A 16800-nucleotide genomic window follows, 5' to 3' on the forward strand; every position below is an offset into this window, starting at 1 on the left:
TCGGGTACTCCTGATGTTCCATCCTTCGGATGTCACTATTAAGGTTGTGACCATGGATGGGAGATTAGCGCGGTACCCCTCGAGCCGCGAGACAAGCCGCAGGTGTTGCCCATGCGTAGATTGCGAGCGGTATATTTGTGCAAGCTAATGAACATTAATAACTTTGCAATAGAATCAAAAAGGTATATTTGCCTGCCTCAAAAGAGAAAATATATAACGAGGTGAAATATGTCCCCCGCTTCTTTAAACGGTCGGGTTCCTATTTACAAAACAGGCGGTGGGTTCTAATCCCTCGTCTCGTTGCAGCGGTGTGTTGAAACTGCTTCGCAGTTTCTTCCGATGCTTTAAAAAAGATGGAAGGCGGGGCAGGCATATGACTATTTATTACATCTGTGAATACTGTGAGCAGGTATTTTCGACGGTTGAAACAGAAGGGCAAGATGGAAGTGTAGAAGTAAAAGGAATATGTGAAGAATGTGCCATGGAAATGGGGTTATTGGAGCCGACTTCCCTGGGGGGTAAGCAGTATTATAATTAACTGGGACATGGGGACAGCGCATGAATTACCCTTCAGGTAGCACTAATGCTCCTGTTAGCCGTGGTTAAAGTTGCGGGTACTCCTGGCGCTGCACCCTGCGTGTGTTACTACTTTTGCATTTAAAACTATAAACTTAGCCAGCAGTGGGGGCCTTTTTTAGGTGTCCACCATTTTCTTTGGGGAGGATTTTTGCTTTTGCAAGAGAAATTTTGGGATTCACTGTGTGGAGTTTTGCAAAAGAGGCAAAACATTTTGTTAACCGGACTTTCCGGAAGCGCTAAAGCCTTTATGCTGAGCGAAATACTTAAAAAGCAGAATCGAAAATTACTCTGCCTGTTGCCGGAGGAAGAGAAAGCCTACGACCTGGCCCGTGATTTGGAAGCATTTATTGAGCCGGGGCGGCTATTCATGTTTCTGGCTCGTGATTTTTATTTTGCGAAGGAAAACCTGTCCACGCTTGAGGTAGGAAGAATTCTAAGCTTGCAGCACTGCCTGGATCATCCCCGCCAAAGCGCCATTATTATCGCTACCCCCGGTTCTTTTATCTACCCATTACCAGCTCCCTCAGCTATGAGAGAGAGCAGCCTCTTGCTGCAACAGGGAAAGGAAAAAGAACAGCGCGAAATACTGAAGAAGCTGGTGGGTGGTGGTTACCGCCGCGTGGATACCGTCAGCCGGCAAGGTGAATTTGCCGTTCGTGGCGGCATAATCGATATTTTCCCCCTCGGCCACAAAGAGCCCTGCCGGGTAGAATTTTTTGGGGAGCTTATCGAATCCATACATCGTTTTGATATAAACAGCCAGAGAAGATTAGGTAAAGACGAAGGACAAGTGAAGATTTTACCAGCCGATGAACTTTACGGAGATGAATTGACTTGCAGCATTTTTTCTTACCTGGATGAAAGCAGCAGTGTATTTTTTGACGAGCCCCGGGAGTTTTATAAGCAATTTAAACGCAGTGTTCGCCGCTACCGGGAGTCCTTAAAAGAGGCCTGCAAGGATGGCAAAATTATTCGAGAAATAAAGCTGCTGGATAGTGAATACCTTAAAAAAGAAATAGAAGCCCATAGTGTAATATACCATGCTTATTTTCCCTCCACTATTCCCCAGGTAGCGGTAACTTCGCTGCAGCATATTTCCCAGAAGGAAATGGAGCCTTTCTACCGGCAGTATGAAACCCTCTTTGCCCGGATAAATGATTGGCAGGGTAAGGGATTAAAGGTTATATTGGCGATAAAAAGCCGGGTAGCCCGGGAGCAGATACAGCAGGATTTGCTGGAACAGGGCATCACCGGGATATCATATCTCGACAAGATAGTGGAAAAGGGTTTTAGCAGTTCCACCTTGCAGGTGGCGCTGCTTTCGGAAAGCGATATCTGGGGGAAAAAAACCGACCCCGGCAGCAGAAAAAAACATAAACACAAGGGAGAAGAAAGAATACTTCTGGAAGACCTCAAGCTCGGAGATTATGTAGTTCACGAGAGCTATGGCATCGGCATATTTCGCGGAGTAAGCCAGGTGGAAAACAGCGGGATTACCCGGGAATATATTCTCCTGGAGTATGCCGGAACCGACCGGCTTTACCTCCCCTTAGAAAAACTGGATCTCTTATTTAAATACACCAGCTCCGGGGATAAGGAACCCCGTTTAAACAAACTGGGGGGAAGCGCCTGGGAGAGAACCCGGAAGAAGGTAGCACAATCAATTCAGGACCTGGCGGAGGATCTCCTGCAGCTCTATGCCCATCGGGAGAGCCGCGAAGGCTATGCCTTCTCCCCTGACACCCCCTGGCAGAGTCAATTTGAGGATGAGTTCCCTTTTCGTGAAACTCCCGACCAGCTCAAGGCTATCAATGAAGTAAAAAAGGACATGGAAACCCGGCGGCCCATGGACCGGCTGGTTTGCGGCGATGTGGGCTACGGCAAAACCGAAGTCTTCTTGCGAGCAGCCTTCAAAGCCATTATGGACGGTAAGCAGGTGGCCATATTAGTTCCTACCACTGTACTCGCCGAACAGCACTTTCAGACATTTACGGAAAGATTTGCCGCATACCCAGCAGTAATCGAGGTGCTTAGCCGTTTTCGCAGCAACTCGGAGCAAAAGCGTATCGTTGAGGATCTGCAAAAAGGGGTGGTGGATATCGTAATCGCTACCCACCGCTTGCTTTCCCGCGATGTCAAGTTCAAAGACCTGGGTCTTCTGGTGATAGATGAAGAACATCGCTTCGGAGTAGCCCAAAAGGAAAAAATCAAGGCCTTAAAAGAACTGGTTGATGTAATAAGCCTTTCCGCCACCCCCATTCCCCGCAGTCTGCACATGGCCCTTACCGGCTTGCGTGACCTCAGCGTAATAGAGACTCCTCCCCCCGAGCGTTACCCCATTACCACCTATGTCCTCGAATATAACGAAGAAATAATCGTGGAGGCGGTAATGAAGGAAATCGAACGCCAGGGACAGGTATTCTTCGTACACAATCGTATCGAGGATATCTACCGGGTAAAGGAACAGCTGGATGAACTCTTTCCCGGCATAAAGATAGCGGTAGGACACGGCCGTATGAAAGAAGATGAACTCTCCCGGGTAATGATGGACTTCGTTAACGGCAAATACCAGCTCTTTCTTTGCACTACCATCATAGAATCCGGCCTGGATATGCCCAATGTCAACACCATAATTGTGGATGAAGCGGATAAAATGGGCTTGGCTCAGCTCTACCAGCTGCGGGGGAGGGTGGGGCGCTCCCATCGCCTGGCCTATGCCTATCTTACCTACCGTCCCGACTGGGTGATAAGTGAAGCTTCGCAAAAACGATTGAATGCTATTCGGGAATTCAATGAACTGGGCTCCGGCATGAAAATTGCTTTGCGGGATTTGGAAATCAGAGGTGCCGGCAACATCCTGGGAGCAGAGCAACACGGCTATATCCAGGCCGTGGGCTTTGACCTCTATTGCCGCTTGCTGGAGCAGGAGACCGGTCGCTTAAAGGGCGAGCAAGTTCAGGAAAACCGGGTAGACCCCCAGCTGGATATCGACATCGATTATTATATTCCCGAAAGCTATATACCTGACTCCGGCAGCAAGATGAGAATATATCGCCGTCTCCTGCTGGCCGGCAGCCAGGAAGAGGTAGAGGAAATCCGGGAAGAAATCCGGGATCGTTTCGGCCCCCTGCCCCAGGCAGTGGAGAACTTCTTGCAAATAGCCGCACTGCGCCTCCTGGCCCGGGACAAAGAGATAAAGTCCCTGCGCCGCAAAGGCCGGCAGATAGAGATACAGACCCTGCAGCGCCTGCCCGGCAACCTGTCCGAGCATCTCCGGGGCATCAGGAGAGTCAATGACCACACCCTGATCATTCAAAAACATGAAAACAGCTCACTCCCAGCCCTGGCCGAGATTTTGCAAATGTTGTAATAGAACGAAGACAGAAGACGGATGTCGGAAGACAGAAGGCGGAAGGGGGAAGACGGATGGCGGAGTGCCAGGTTGCGAAAATCACCCTTCGCTTCGGCTATGCCTGCTGCTAAGCCGTCCCTTCGATAGGCTGGCAGCGATAAAGATTACAGTGGGATAGAGGAGGTTGATAGGCATGGTAAAAAAAGGAATATAGCGGAGCCGGGTAGTGATATAGTTTAAATCGCTGGGATACATATAGGCAGTAAAGACCATAAGACATAATCCCAGGGGAAGAATCAAGGGACGAGGATTTTCCAAGCGCAGGAGTTCTTTCAGGTTTAAAACCAGACCTTGATAATAGGCGGTCAGTGCGGTAAAGCCGACAATGAACCAGAGGATAAAGAAAAAAAGCTCCACCCGCCGGAATTCACCGAAGCCAGTCAGGCGATTCACTTTCAAAAGAGGAAAACGAGATATCTCAGCCAATTCCTGCCCCAGAATGGATATCATCTGTATATCTTCAAAGACCAGTACCGCCACCGCCAGCAAGTACCAGCCTATAAAAGCCTTTTTCTTTTCTTTCAATCCCTGTACTAGCGGAAAAAAGAAAGCCAGGATTACCAGTTGCGCGAAGGGCCAGTCAGCCACGAAAAAGGCGCCGGAAAGCAAGGGTTTCCACTCTGGCCATAGCGGTTTGAGTTCACTCAAGTTCATTATCGGAAAAGAAGCAATGATGCCCAGCAGGAAAAAGAAGAGGATAAGGCCGATAAATGATTCATATAAACGACCGAGCATAGCAGGACCCCGGTAGATACAGTAAGCCGCTGAGAGGAGCACCAGTGAGCGGAGGATAAAGCCGCAAATAGCGGGGTAAATGAGACCCAGCAAGAAGCATAGATTGTAAAGCAAGCCCTGGGCAATGAGAAAAAGACTGAAAAAGAATAAAATATTTAGGATAGAGCCAGCGATTCTCCCCAGGGCCAGTTCGCTAATGCGGGTAATACTCATATCCGGAAAACGGGTAAAGAGCGCCAGCAGTATGATAATGATATAGAGACCTGTCAGCGAAGCTAAAAGGCAGGCCATCCAGGCCGACTGCCCGGCTAATATTTCCGGTATAAAAACCAGTGAACTGCCGGTTAAAAAAAGAAAAATCATAAAAGTAATCTGTTGGGGGGAAAGAGTTTGGTTTCCCATCAGCAATCTCCTTTAGAAAATATATCACGGGGACGGTTCTTCTGGCTGGCAGGGTGCTCCCTCATATACTTTCCAATGCATCGGAAAGAGGTTTCAGCTTCGCAAAAATTGTCCCCGGGTTGGGCATCAAGTGCCAACCCTGCACCAGATCTATAGTGTAGGCAAGGGACAAGAGAAAGAGTAATACCGCACAGCAGTATTCAATCCCCAGGGGGTTTTTCAACCAGGAACGCCCCTCCAGCAGCAAAAAAAGAAGAAAAAATAAGACTATGTTTAGAATCAGGTTGTAATATATCATTAGTTTTCCTCCATAATCAGCGTGGCAATATATTCATTATTAGTAATAAAATAAGATTTAGACGGAAGGACGCTGACCCTTTGGGCGCAGCAACCTTAATAGCAACCGCAGGGAGCATCAGTGGTACCCGTAGGGTGGTTTACCGATACTATCTTATGAAATCTTAATAAATCAGCGTTAAAAATTCGCACCTGTTGCTTCCCCTATTTTCATCGGTGGTTGTGGCCCCTGGGCCATGGGTGGTTAGTAAGAAAATAGAGCTTTCACCCCTTACCACTTTTCTACTCCATCTAGCGAAAACGGAAGCTTTTTTGGCTGAGCATGCTGCTCACTATCAGAGTTTCCACCTCAATATCACTTTCCCATGTTGGGAAAATATTGCCCCAGTTAGCTGAGAAGCTCTCCCAAAGTTGGGGCTCGTGTCTTTGCAAAATATAACCCCAGCCCAGAATATCACTGCCCAACAGTTGTGATTTTTTGATACAAGCGGAAATTTCCTGTTTTATTTCCTGGGCCGCCAGTCTTTCCAGTTCCTCTTTCCCCGATAAGGTTAGGAGCTCAGCGGTTTTGCTTTTTTCATAGAAGACTAGCTCGGCCTGGACTTTAATTTTCATTTTCAAGTGATCCTGCTCCAGCGTCGGGGTAGTTTTGCTGGTAAATTGCTTAATCTCCAGGATTACCAACTCGCCGGGATTTTGGGGAGATACCAGGTCTATTATCCCCCCATTGAAACTGCGAGCATTCATCCAGCGGTAACCCCGGCTTTCCCCTTCATTTAGTGATCCCACTATCCGACGCCCTTTAAATACAGCCGTACCGTTGATGAATAATTTTTTTTCTTCTATGCTCACCTGGGGAACAACCGGTTCAATTCCTGCTGTGGTTAATTTATGGACAAATTCATTTACATTGGTGGGAACATAGATGCCCAGTTGCTTTTCCTGCAGATCCAGGATAGTTTCCAGACCCTTGCCGGAATAGGGACTTAAAGGCATAGGAAGCGACAAGATATCCTCCGGGGTACAGCCCCTGCTCAGCACTAGATTGACCGTAGGGCGGAGACTGCGGTTGCGCAGCAGGAAATCCCCTAGCATGGCCATATCCTCCCGGGCTAACTCTTCCCCAATAATAAAGGTGCTAATTGAGGACCATTCGGGCAAGCGGGGCAGGGAGAGCATAAAGCGGCGGGCCGCATCTGCTACCCCGGAACCGCTGGCTGACAATACCACGGCGGTTGAGGTCTGGGTCCCGCTTTCGCCGGGGGCACTGGGCTTTACCATCTGAGCGGAAAAGATAAATTTCCCTTCCCGGGAAAGCTCTACTCCAGCACCGGTACAAACGGCGGAATTGTTAAGCTCCTGTATATCCCAGCAGGCACTGTAGCTGGGAAGAAGAAACAAAACGATAAGTATAAGCAGGCGTCTGGGCATGATTACCTCCTTATCAAGGCATAAGAACCTCAATCCAGGGTGCAAAAGGATTGAACAGCGGCCAGCCGTAAAACTGGCTGAGGGAAAGGTAAATTCCCAGAGCCAGAACCGCAGTAAACAGGCCCAGCTCCCGATACATTTTTCCCCGAAGCAGCCCGGGAACTTCGATATAGATTATGGCAAAATAAATCGCAAACAACAGCCATACCATAGAATCTTACCAACCCCTGTCATTAATATGTACCTGATAAGCTGTCTAGCTGTTTTTTTAAGTCCGGTAAGAAAGTGAGGAGTGACTACTCTTCACCCCTAATTACCAAAGGCTACTGGAACTTAAAGGATCTGTCGGCTAAATAACTGCGCCTTAAGGAAAAATCTACCTTTATCTGTTTACCCACCGTGGGAAAAAGCTCGTCCCAATTACCCTCCATCTTCTCCCATTGTTGGGGATAATTCTGTTTTATCATCTGGCCCCAGCCAAAAACATCACTATTCAATTCCTGGGCCTTATTAATAGCAAGGAGGATCTGCCGCTTGATTTCCTGATTGGCCAGTTCCTCAATCCCTCGAAATCTTTCTCTGGTAAACAATTCCCCAACTTCGTTTTGCTCATAGAAATTCCCCTCTGCCTTTATTTTAATCTGTATAATTATGGCTCCCTCTTGCAGCTTCGGGGTAATTTGGGCTTGGGAGCGGGACAATTCCAGGCTAATTTGCTTTCCGGAATGAAGCGGGGAGGGTACCAGGAAAAGACCGCCTTGAATCCTCCGTGGGCTCATCCAGCGGTAGCCCCGGCTTTCCATTTCGTTGAAGGAACCAACCATTTTCCGGCCCCGGAAAACGGCCGCCCCCTCCAGACGCAGCCGCTTACCCGTATCACTCTCCAGAATACTAACTTGGGGGACCAGGGGTTCAATCCCTGGGCTAAGGAAACGGAATTCCATTTCTTTAAGGTCGATAGGCACATAAATTCCCAATTGCTTTTCCTGTAAGCTCAGGATATTTTTGATGGCTATGGAAGGATGAGGCTCGATAGGCGGTTTTACTGATAGAATTTCTTCCGGAGTACTTTGGCTGCTTACAAATACCGGGATGTTTTTACGCACATAACGATTACGGGATAAAAAATCCATAAAAAGGGCCATATCCTGACGGGCCAGCTTTTCTCCAATTATCATGGTATTGGTGTGACTCCACAAGGGATTGCGCGGTATTTGCAGTGTTATTTTGCGGGCCGCTTCCACTACGGTTGGGCCCCGCCCCGAAATTACATAAAAGTCCGGACCGGAAGAGGATTCTATTTGTTCAGGACTTATGGGACTGGCCAGTTCAGTACTCACCACTATTTGCTCACCATCCACATCAACCCCCAGGCCCAGAGGAATTGAGGCTTTGTCCAATTCGGTTACCCCACAACCGGGGTTGAAGCCAAGCAGCAACAAAAATAGAAGCAAGAATGATTTCTTCATTTTAACCTCCATATCGCCGCTACCGCTGGCGATACAAATAGTAATGAAAAAGTATTTTTCACGCTAACTACCCTCCCGTACTTTTTCCCTGACGCCACTGGTTTTCCATCCCTTCCAGATAAGGGCGTTTCTTAGTATTAAACCAGGGGCGGCGGATCAAGATATCACCGAGCTGTTGCCAGTTAAACGGGGCCACGGGTGCCAGGTAAGGCAGGCCCAGGGAGGATAGGGAGGTCATCCGGACAAACAACAGGATAAGAGCGATCATTATTCCCAGGAATCCCAGGAGACCGGAAGCTATCAGAAAACCGAAACGGACGATGCGGATAATAATTCCGGCATTATACGAGGGGGAAGCGAAAGAAGCAATACCGGTAGCGGCAATTATCACCACCATGGGAGTGGAAACCAGGCCTGCCCTTACTGCAGCATCACCGATTATCAATGCCCCTACTATACTGACCGCCGGGCCCACCGCACGGGGCAGGCGCAGTCCGGCCTCGCGCAAAAGCTCAAAGGTCAGGTCCAGTAAAAGCGCCTCTACAAAAGCCGGAAAAGGTACTCCCTGCCGGGTGGCGGCCAGGGTCAATAACAATGGGGTGGGAATCATTTCATGGTGGTAGGTTATAACGGCCACATACAATGACGGCAGCAAGAGAGCTATAGCAAAAGCCCCCAGACGCAGGAGACGAAACAAAGATGCGGCTATATAGTTAATATAATAGTCTTCCGGGGATATCAAATGCTCCAAGAAGGAAACCGGTACGATAAGGGCCATGGGCGAGCCGTCAACCATAATAGCTATCCGGCCTTCGAGAAGATAACCGCAGAGCCGGTCTGGTTTTTCCGTATACTGTTCCTGGGTGAAAATACTTCTTTTCTCATCAGCCACAAACTCGACCAAGTAACGGGGATCAAGGACAGCATCTATATCTATAGCTTGAAGGCGCTTTTTCAGTTCATCTACCATAGAGCGGGGGGCAATATGTTCAATATAAAATAGGGCTACATCAGTTTTACTTAGCTGGCCAATGACCATATTTTCAATTTTGAAATTGGTGGACTTAATCCGGCGCCGTAATAAAGCGGTATTAAAGCGCAGGGTTTCAGAGAGACCCTCTTTGGGACCAAAAATGGTAATCTCGTTTTCCGGGGTTTGTATACCCCGGCTCTGCCAGGAGCGGGTACCCGCCACCAACCCCGAGGAACAACCGTCTATTAATAATACTGTATCCCCGGAACTGATGTGATGCAGCAACTCTTCAATATTGCTCAAGGTCTTGACTTCGCTGATGGAGAGGATGCGGTATTGAACCCGCTTTAACATCTCATCCGGGGATAAATTTTCTGAGCTATCTCCGCCCTGTTCCGTCAACAGTGGCTGCAAGAGATGAAGAGCTACTTGTTCTTTATCCACCAGCCCGTCAAAATAGAGCAGCAAGCCCGGGATGGGGGAATGACTCGCGAGCATAAAATCCCGCATTACCACATCGGAACAGCCCGTAAGCAAGGTCTTTAGTTTTTCCCGGTTATCCTGTAAGACCGGGGAAAGGGCTTGCTCTACCAGTTCGCCGGGAGGGATGTCTATTTTTTCTGGTTTCTTGCTTTTAATAAAGCGCATTCTTATCCCCCAAAAATATTCATCTTGATTCCATTTTTCTAGCTTAAACGAAAAAGAGGCAAATTATGCAGAACTTTCTGCTTTTGCTTCAGGCTCAGCTAATGTTTCGGATTCAGGATAAGCTTTAAAAAGGGTTAAGAGAAAGAGCAAAAAAGGAAGCAGTATAAAGGCAAAGGAATACAGCAGTGGAATAATATGCATGCTGACTGCCAGGAGTTCCATAATGTTTTTGCTCATCAATATGGAAAAAACGCCAATGATGAGAGAAGAAGGAGCAGCTAAAAAGCGGTAATCTTTTAAAGCGAAAAGCTGCTGGGTGGTATAGCAAGCCATAAACCAGGGGATGCTGACCGAGCCGAATACGCCCAGTATCCAGATACCGATAAAGACAATATCTATATTTTGGATAAAGTCAGCAATATGTAACAAACGGATGGTAGAGAAAGTAGGGAAAGTAGCAATGTTGGACATGGTTGTATCCAGCGTCATCAGCGTGGCCAGGGTGGTAGCTAACATGAGAGCCACATAGCTAAAGATTACCAGAAGCATGACCTGGCGGATCTTTTTCTGGCGGGGACAAAAAAAGGCCAGGCTTAATACCGGGAGCATCTTACCCAGGACATAACTGCAGGATGATAGCCCCAGGCTAAAAGAAGTTAAATCCATACGGGCGAAAGGAAGAAGATTCCCCGGGTTCCAGTTCTCTATAATGGCTGCTAGAAAAATGAGAAAAGCAAAGGGTAATCCCAGGATGACAACCAGTTCACAGCAGCGGGCCAGGTTTTCCAGCCCGCTTTTAATAGCCACAAAGCCTACCAGCAAGAGTACTCCGATAAACACGCTGATCGGGGTTTGAGGCAGGACATTGGTTACTATGAAATCCACAAAAAGGCGCAGGGTAAAACTGCTGGCCAGGAGAAAGGCCAGGATGTATAAGAATCCCAATATTTTCCCCAATATTTTCCCCAGGTGTTCTTCCAGGAGCAGGGGAAAGGGCTGGCTGCTCTTTTTAATAATGTATTGGAACATAGCTGCCAGTAATATACCTGGTACGATGGCGCCAATCGCCGCCAGCCAAGCATTGCAGCCCAGGTGAATTATTAATATATTGGGCGTTTCTAGGAAAGCAACCGGCCCTACCAGCAGCAGTAGTATGCAGTATAGTTGAAAATGGCTGATTCTAAACACAAAAAACAGCTCCCCATCTTTCTTCTTCATAGTTTAACCACTATGGCAGTTAATATAACGAGATGATACTCAGTGTCAGTGTCAAGGGGATGAAAATAGGGAAAGCAACAAAGGCGAATTTTTTTAACGCTGATTAACTAAGATTTTATAAGATAGTTTCAGCGTAAATCATTCTGCGGGTAACTACTGAAGGTGAAAGCGGGCGGTCGAAGACCGCCCTTACAATGCCTTGCAGTCGCTATTAAGGTTGTTGCGCCTGATTCGGAACGACACGGGGGTCGTTCCCTACATATCCTGCGATTGATATTATGGGTATACTGAGCAGTATATTTATACAAGCCAATGAATATTAATAACTTTTCGCAATAGAATCAATGTTAAATATGGCAGCAGAAACTTTTTATAACTCATAGGGAAAACTTTGCACGCAATTTTTTCGCAGCTTGATGGTAAAAAGTGAATAAAAGGGTATTTTGAGTTATATACTATCAATGAAAAAGAAATTAAGAATCCAAATAACTCTTGAAAAGGAGGGATAGAGTAAATTGAAAGCAACCGGAATTGTACGCCGCATTGACGACCTGGGAAGGGTTGTTATTCCCAAGGAAATTCGCAGAACATTACGCATTCGCGAGGGAGACCCTCTGGAAATTTTCGTTGACCGTGAAGGTGAGGTTATTTTAAAGAAATATTCACCCATAGGAGAGCTAGGGGATTTTGCTAAAGAGTATGCGGACTCGCTAAACGAGACCATTGGTCATATCTCTATGATAGCTGACCGGGATGTGATTATTGCCGTAGCCGGAGCCAATAAAAGAGAGTTCCTAAGTAAAGCTATCGGCAAAGCGGTGGAGAGGGCTATTGATGAAAGAAGCACCCTGATCATGAATGACCTGGATGCTCCAGATGACGACAACCTGCATGTTATTCAGAATGATGACCGGGAATATACCATCAAAGCACAAGTAATTGCTCCGATAATAACTCAAGGGGATCCCATCGGCGCCGTTATCATAGTAAGCAAGGAAGCCGTTAAGATGGGGGATATGGAAGTAAAGCTGGCGGAAACCGCCGCCGGATTCCTGGCCAAACAGATGGAGCAGTAATTCATAGGATTCAAGCAAGAAGCGGTCTTGATTAAGCAAGATCGCTTTTTTTTGCTGAGGACAGCCACAACCAGCGAAGTGGGTTAGTAGGTGTTTGAACAGTAAGATGTAGTAGGAAATAAATTGAATACCTCACCCCTTACTTTTCTACCTAACCCCCCATGGCCCAGGGGCCACAACCACCAATGAAAACAGAAACAATAAGGATTGGATTTTTTTTGACGCTGATTTACAATGATTTATTAAGATTTTCGCAGATTGTTTTCTTATAACTATCAGCGTTAATCTGCGCCCGAAGGGTCAGCGTCCTTCTGCGTCTAAATCTTATTTTCTTATTAACAACCCATGGCCCAGGGGCCACAACCACCGATGAAAAGTGAGTTGAAGTAGAATCAAATTTAAATTTTGTATGCTAATTCTGCCAATATGCACTGTGTTATAATAAAGCTCATGAAACAGGGAGGGTATAGATGCAAGAGAAGCAAAACTTTCTAAAAGGGGCCATGGTTCTCAGTATTGCTGGAGCCATCAGCAAAATAATGGGAGCAATTTATCGTATTCCCCTGGCCCGCTTGATTGGCGGTGAAGGAATGGGGCTGTATCAAATGGCCTACCCCATCTATACCACTATTCTTTCCCTGGCCACCGCCGGAGTTCCCGTAGCCATATCAGTGCTAGTCTCACGTAAAGAAACCCAGGGCTATTCCGGCGACAGCCGGAAGATCTTCCGGGTATCCCTTTTGATACTACTGGTTTTTGGATTCTTACTTACCCTGCTGGTTATGCAATCGGCCTCCTTTATAGCCAATTCGGTATTAAAAGAACCCCGGGCCTATTATCCTATTCTGGCCGTGGCTCCGGCCATATTCTTCGCTGGTTTGATGTCGGTTTTCCGAGGTTATTTCCAGGGACATCAATCCATGATCCCCACAGCGGTTTCCCAGGTTATAGAACAATTATTTCGGGTTACGGCGGTCTTAATCCTGGCTTTTTTGCTTTTCCCCCGCGGTCTGGAATATGCGGCGGCAGGAGCCACCTTTGGTGCGGTAGTAGGGGGCATAATAGGGCTGCTGGTCCTGCTCGGCTATTATTATTCTTTCCGCAAAGCACAAAGGCGCTCCGGAGAAATGCTGGCCTATTCAGGAAGCACTTCTGTAGAACTGGGCCAGGAAATGGTGCGCCTGGCCATCCCGGTTTCCTTTGGAGCGGTGGTACTTCCCCTGGTACAGATGTTGGACGCCATTATCGTCCCCGGGCGCTTGATGGCCACCGGTTATGCCACTTCTCAGGCTACCGCCCTCTATGGTGAACTGGCGGGAATGGCCGCTGTCTTAATCAGCCTTCCCACCATATTTACCATTTCCATAGCCACCAGCCTGGTACCGGCAGTATCGGAAGCCCTGGCCCGCAACGAGCGTAAACTTTTAAATGATCGTTTAAATTATGGCTTCCGGGCTGGAATGATTATTTCTCTTCCCTGTGCTGCCGGGCTTTATGTTCTGGCCTTTCCGATTTGCGATTTGCTCTATGCCACCCCGTCAGCCGGGCTACCCCTTGAACCCCTGGCTTTCTCCTGCATAGTTCTAGCTGCTTTCCAACTATCCAGTGCCGGTCTGCAAGGTATAGGCAAGCCGCAGATTGCCATGCGCAACCTGGTTATAACCGGTGTTTTTAAGGTTATCTTCAACTACAGCCTTACCGGTATTCCGATGCTGAACATTAAGGGAGCCGCCATTGGAACCGTGCTGGCCTTCCTTATCGGTTCTTTTCTCAACATTATTTATCTAAGAAAGCTTACCGGGATCAGCTATGAAAAGGGTCGAATGTTGAAGATAAGCCTGATTACGGTTTTGATGGGCCTAGCCGTACAATTCTCCTATACAACCCTGGTGGCAGCCGATATAAGATCGCATCTGGCCACCCTGATTGCTATATCCCTGGGAGTTTTGCTCTACGGAATACTGCTATTCCTAATTAGAGAATTGGATATAAATATGTTGAAGCGCATAAGCGGCCGAGATTAACAATGGTTAAACAATGGTTAAACAATGGTTAAACAATAGTTAAACAATGGTTAAACAATAGTTAAACAATAGTTAAACAATGGTTAAACAATAGTTAAACAATGGTTAAACAATAGTTAAACAATGGTTAAACAATGGTTAAACAATGGTTTTAGAAATCCTATCCTGGCGATGGGTTGGAGGTGAGATTTTGAGTAAAAGCGGACAAGCAATAGAGGCACTGCTGGAAGTAATGGATCGGCTTCTGGCACCTGATGGCTGTCCCTGGGATCGTGAACAGACCCATGAATCCCTGCAGAGATATCTGATTGAGGAAAGCTATGAGGTAATTGAAGCTATCAAAATGCAGGATATGCATAAATTAAGGGAGGAATTGGGAGACTTACTATTGCAAGTGGTATTCCATGCCGCCCTGGCGGAAAGGGAGGGCCATTTCGATTTTGCCGGAGTGGCTGATACAGTCAAGAAAAAAATGATTGCCCGCCATCCTCATGTATTCAGCCATATGGACTTGAAAAGCAGTGATGAGGTTATGGTTCATTGGGAAAGTTTTAAGAAAAAAGAAGGCAAGAAATATCTGCTGGAGGGTATTCCAATTTTCTTACCGGCCTTGATGCGGGCGGAAAAAATGCAAGAAAAAGCTGCCCGGGTAGGTTTTGACTGGCCCGGGGTAGAAGGAGCCCTGGAAAAATTCAAGGAGGAAGTAGAGGAACTCGTAGCCGCTACTAAGCCGGAAGAGATTAAAGAAGAAATGGGGGATGTGTTTTTTGCCCTGGTAAATGTAGCCCGCCTTAAAAACATAGACCCGGAAGAAGCCCTGCAATCCTGCAATGACAAGTTTACCGCCCGTTTTAATTACATTGAAAAAAAGATAAAGGCGGAAGGGAAGGATTTTGCCGATTATGGACTGGAGGAATTAGATCAAATTTGGGACGAAGCCAAGACTAAAGGTTTATGATATTCCAGAAAGTTGCCCTATAAATACAAGATTTTTTCTCAAGAAGAAGGAAATTGTAAAGAGGCGGCGAATAGCCACAATATGCCAAATACAAAAGAGGAGGGATAGCTTCTTGAATAAGACGGAATTAGTAGGTCAGGTAGCAGCAAAAACTGGGATGACCAAAAAAGATGTGGAGAAAGTGGTCAATGCTTTCTTCGATACGGTAGAAGGGGTTTTAAAAGAGGACGATAAAGTTCAATTAATAGGCTTTGGCACTTTTGAAGTTAGAGCCAGACAGGCCAGGAAGGGAAGAAATCCACAAACCGGCGAGGAAATTAACATCCCGGCCACTAAAGTTCCTGCCTTTAAAGCAGGCAAAGCCCTAAAAGACGCTCTGGTTTAAAATGCGTTTGGACAAGTATCTAAAAGTATCACGAATAATTAAGCGGCGAACCCTGGCCAAGGATTTTGCTGAGAGCGAGAGGGTCTTGCTAAATGGCAGGGTAGCCAAGCCATCTAGTGAAGTCAAAATTGGGGATATAATTACCCTGCGTATGGGAGAGAAAACGGTTGTTTATGAGGTTCTGGATATTAAGGAAAATATAAAGGCAGCAGATGCCGGGAATCTGTACCGAATTATTGAATAAAAAGATAGGGGGACGGGGTTGTTGACACATTCGATTGCGAATGCGTCAACAACCCCGTCCTTTTTGTCAGCCTAACCCCGTCTCTTCGTCAGACCCAACCATTAGAGGAATAAATTTACCCTGGCCCGCATATTTTTTCATAGACCATTATATATGGACCATTATATAAGGAGGCGGGCTAAATGGCGGAACATTCCATTAAATTGAGCAACCGCAGGAATATGGAACTTACCGGAATTAAAAATGTTAATAATTTTGATGAAGAAAAAATAATTCTTGAAAGCGAACAGGGTAACATCTACATAATTGGCCAGGACTTGCATATTGGCACCCTGAACCTGGAGCAAGGCCGGGTGGCCCTGGAAGGCAATATAGACATTATCGAGTACAAGGCTCCCGGTACCGATATCAAGGCTAAAGGAAAAAGTATTATCAACCGCTTGCTCAAATAATTAGTAACCATTAATGCAGCATGGAGGGGGAGTGCCTTTTGTCCGTGCTTTTGGGCCAGCTAAAAGCCTTTTTCCTGACCCTGATACTGGGCATATTCAGCGGCGGTCTTTTTCATTATTATCACTTAACCGTTAGAAAAGCCAGGATAGGCAGGTATTGGCTATATTTAATCGATTTGATATTGTGGGTTATTCTCCTTTTAATTGTTTTTGCTTTTCTTCTGCTGATAAACGGAGCGGAAATGCGGCTCTATGTTCTCCTGGCCCTGGCCTGTGGGATCGCTATCTATTTCCGTTATCTGTCGCGGTACATGACCCCTATCCTTTCTCGAGCTGCCCAGGGAAGTGTAGAGTTTTCTTCCGGGCTGGCCCGAGCTATTAGAAGCCCTTTTTTGCACCTCTTCTGCTACTGGAAAGCCCAAAAAGACAAAGGTAAAACTCCGCCCCCGGGTGATAGTGGGAATTAAAAAATATTTTTCCCGGGCAGGAATTTAGCC

Annotated in this window: 16 protein-coding genes; 9 read left to right on the plus strand and 7 right to left on the minus strand. The window is 46.8% G+C overall.

Translation table 11 applies throughout. From position 1 onward, the window contains the following. Window positions 1–373 precede the first annotated feature (373 nt). Both SWOL_RS14135 and mfd read left to right on the plus strand, forming a co-directional pair. Entirely contained in the window at window positions 374–538 is a 165-nt protein-coding gene (locus SWOL_RS14135; RefSeq protein WP_155814088.1) for a hypothetical protein, read from the plus strand. 195 nt (window positions 539–733) lie between these two features. Continuing rightward, on the plus strand, window positions 734–3949 hold the full coding sequence (gene mfd / locus SWOL_RS00430; RefSeq protein WP_041427234.1) for a transcription-repair coupling factor: 3216 nt from the start codon (window positions 734–736) through the stop codon (window positions 3947–3949). Window positions 3950–4030: 81 nt separating this feature from the next. Here the strand turns inward: mfd and SWOL_RS00435 are convergent, their stop codons facing one another. The 7 genes from SWOL_RS00435 to SWOL_RS00465 all read right to left on the minus strand — a co-directional run bounded on the left by SWOL_RS00435 (window position 4031) and on the right by SWOL_RS00465 (window position 11164). Then, window positions 4031–5128 carry a GerAB/ArcD/ProY family transporter gene (locus SWOL_RS00435; protein WP_011639542.1) on the minus strand — a complete coding sequence of 366 codons (1098 nt, stop codon included), beginning with the start codon at window positions 5126–5128 and terminating at the stop codon, window positions 4031–4033. A 61-nt stretch (window positions 5129–5189) separates the two neighbouring features. Beyond that, on the minus strand, window positions 5190–5426 hold the full coding sequence (locus SWOL_RS00440; protein ID WP_041427235.1) for a hypothetical protein: 237 nt from the start codon (window positions 5424–5426) through the stop codon (window positions 5190–5192). Window positions 5427–5716: 290 nt separating this feature from the next. Then, window positions 5717–6856 carry a Ger(x)C family spore germination protein gene (locus SWOL_RS00445; RefSeq protein WP_011639543.1) on the minus strand — a complete coding sequence of 380 codons (1140 nt, stop codon included), beginning with the start codon at window positions 6854–6856 and terminating at the stop codon, window positions 5717–5719. 13 nt (window positions 6857–6869) lie between these two features. After that, on the minus strand, window positions 6870–7067 hold the full coding sequence (locus SWOL_RS00450) for a hypothetical protein (RefSeq protein ID WP_011639544.1): 198 nt from the start codon (window positions 7065–7067) through the stop codon (window positions 6870–6872). Between the two features lie 112 nt (window positions 7068–7179). Then, complete coding sequence (locus SWOL_RS00455) at window positions 7180–8337, minus strand: Ger(x)C family spore germination protein (protein WP_081424734.1); 1158 nt, start codon at window positions 8335–8337, stop codon at window positions 7180–7182. Between the two features lie 55 nt (window positions 8338–8392). Then, window positions 8393–9946 (minus strand): spore germination protein, encoded by a 1554-nt coding sequence (locus SWOL_RS00460; protein ID WP_011639546.1) that lies wholly within the window; start codon window positions 9944–9946, stop codon window positions 8393–8395. A gap of 63 nt (window positions 9947–10009) precedes the next feature. Further along, window positions 10010–11164, minus strand: coding sequence for a GerAB/ArcD/ProY family transporter (locus tag SWOL_RS00465; protein ID WP_041427237.1), 1155 nt, complete (start codon window positions 11162–11164; stop codon window positions 10010–10012). Between the two features lie 515 nt (window positions 11165–11679). Between SWOL_RS00465 and spoVT the strand changes: the two genes are divergently transcribed. From spoVT to yabQ, 7 genes are all read left to right on the plus strand, one after another. Beyond that, window positions 11680–12240 carry a stage V sporulation protein T gene (gene spoVT, locus SWOL_RS00470; protein WP_011639548.1) on the plus strand — a complete coding sequence of 187 codons (561 nt, stop codon included), beginning with the start codon at window positions 11680–11682 and terminating at the stop codon, window positions 12238–12240. A 470-nt stretch (window positions 12241–12710) separates the two neighbouring features. Beyond that, entirely contained in the window at window positions 12711–14264 is a 1554-nt protein-coding gene (locus tag SWOL_RS00475; RefSeq protein ID WP_011639549.1) for a putative polysaccharide biosynthesis protein, read from the plus strand. Between the two features lie 190 nt (window positions 14265–14454). Next, a complete protein-coding gene (mazG, locus tag SWOL_RS00480; protein WP_011639550.1) occupies window positions 14455–15222 on the plus strand; it encodes a nucleoside triphosphate pyrophosphohydrolase in 768 nt (255 codons plus the stop codon). 112 nt (window positions 15223–15334) lie between these two features. Then, on the plus strand, window positions 15335–15607 hold the full coding sequence (locus tag SWOL_RS00485; protein WP_011639551.1) for an HU family DNA-binding protein: 273 nt from the start codon (window positions 15335–15337) through the stop codon (window positions 15605–15607). A gap of 1 nt (window position 15608) precedes the next feature. Then, complete coding sequence (locus tag SWOL_RS00490; protein ID WP_011639552.1) at window positions 15609–15851, plus strand: RNA-binding S4 domain-containing protein; 243 nt, start codon at window positions 15609–15611, stop codon at window positions 15849–15851. Window positions 15852–16033: 182 nt separating this feature from the next. Then, a complete protein-coding gene (gene yabP / locus SWOL_RS00495) occupies window positions 16034–16303 on the plus strand; it encodes a sporulation protein YabP (RefSeq protein ID WP_011639553.1) in 270 nt (89 codons plus the stop codon). Window positions 16304–16347: 44 nt separating this feature from the next. Continuing rightward, the gene (gene yabQ, locus SWOL_RS00500; protein ID WP_242649379.1) at window positions 16348–16770 is read left to right on the plus strand and encodes a spore cortex biosynthesis protein YabQ; all 423 of its coding nucleotides are present in this window, start codon (window positions 16348–16350) and stop codon (window positions 16768–16770) included. Window positions 16771–16800 lie beyond the last annotated feature (30 nt).

This window comes from Syntrophomonas wolfei subsp. wolfei str. Goettingen G311, assembly GCF_000014725.1.
In the GTDB taxonomy this organism is placed as follows: domain Bacteria; phylum Bacillota; class Syntrophomonadia; order Syntrophomonadales; family Syntrophomonadaceae; genus Syntrophomonas; species Syntrophomonas wolfei.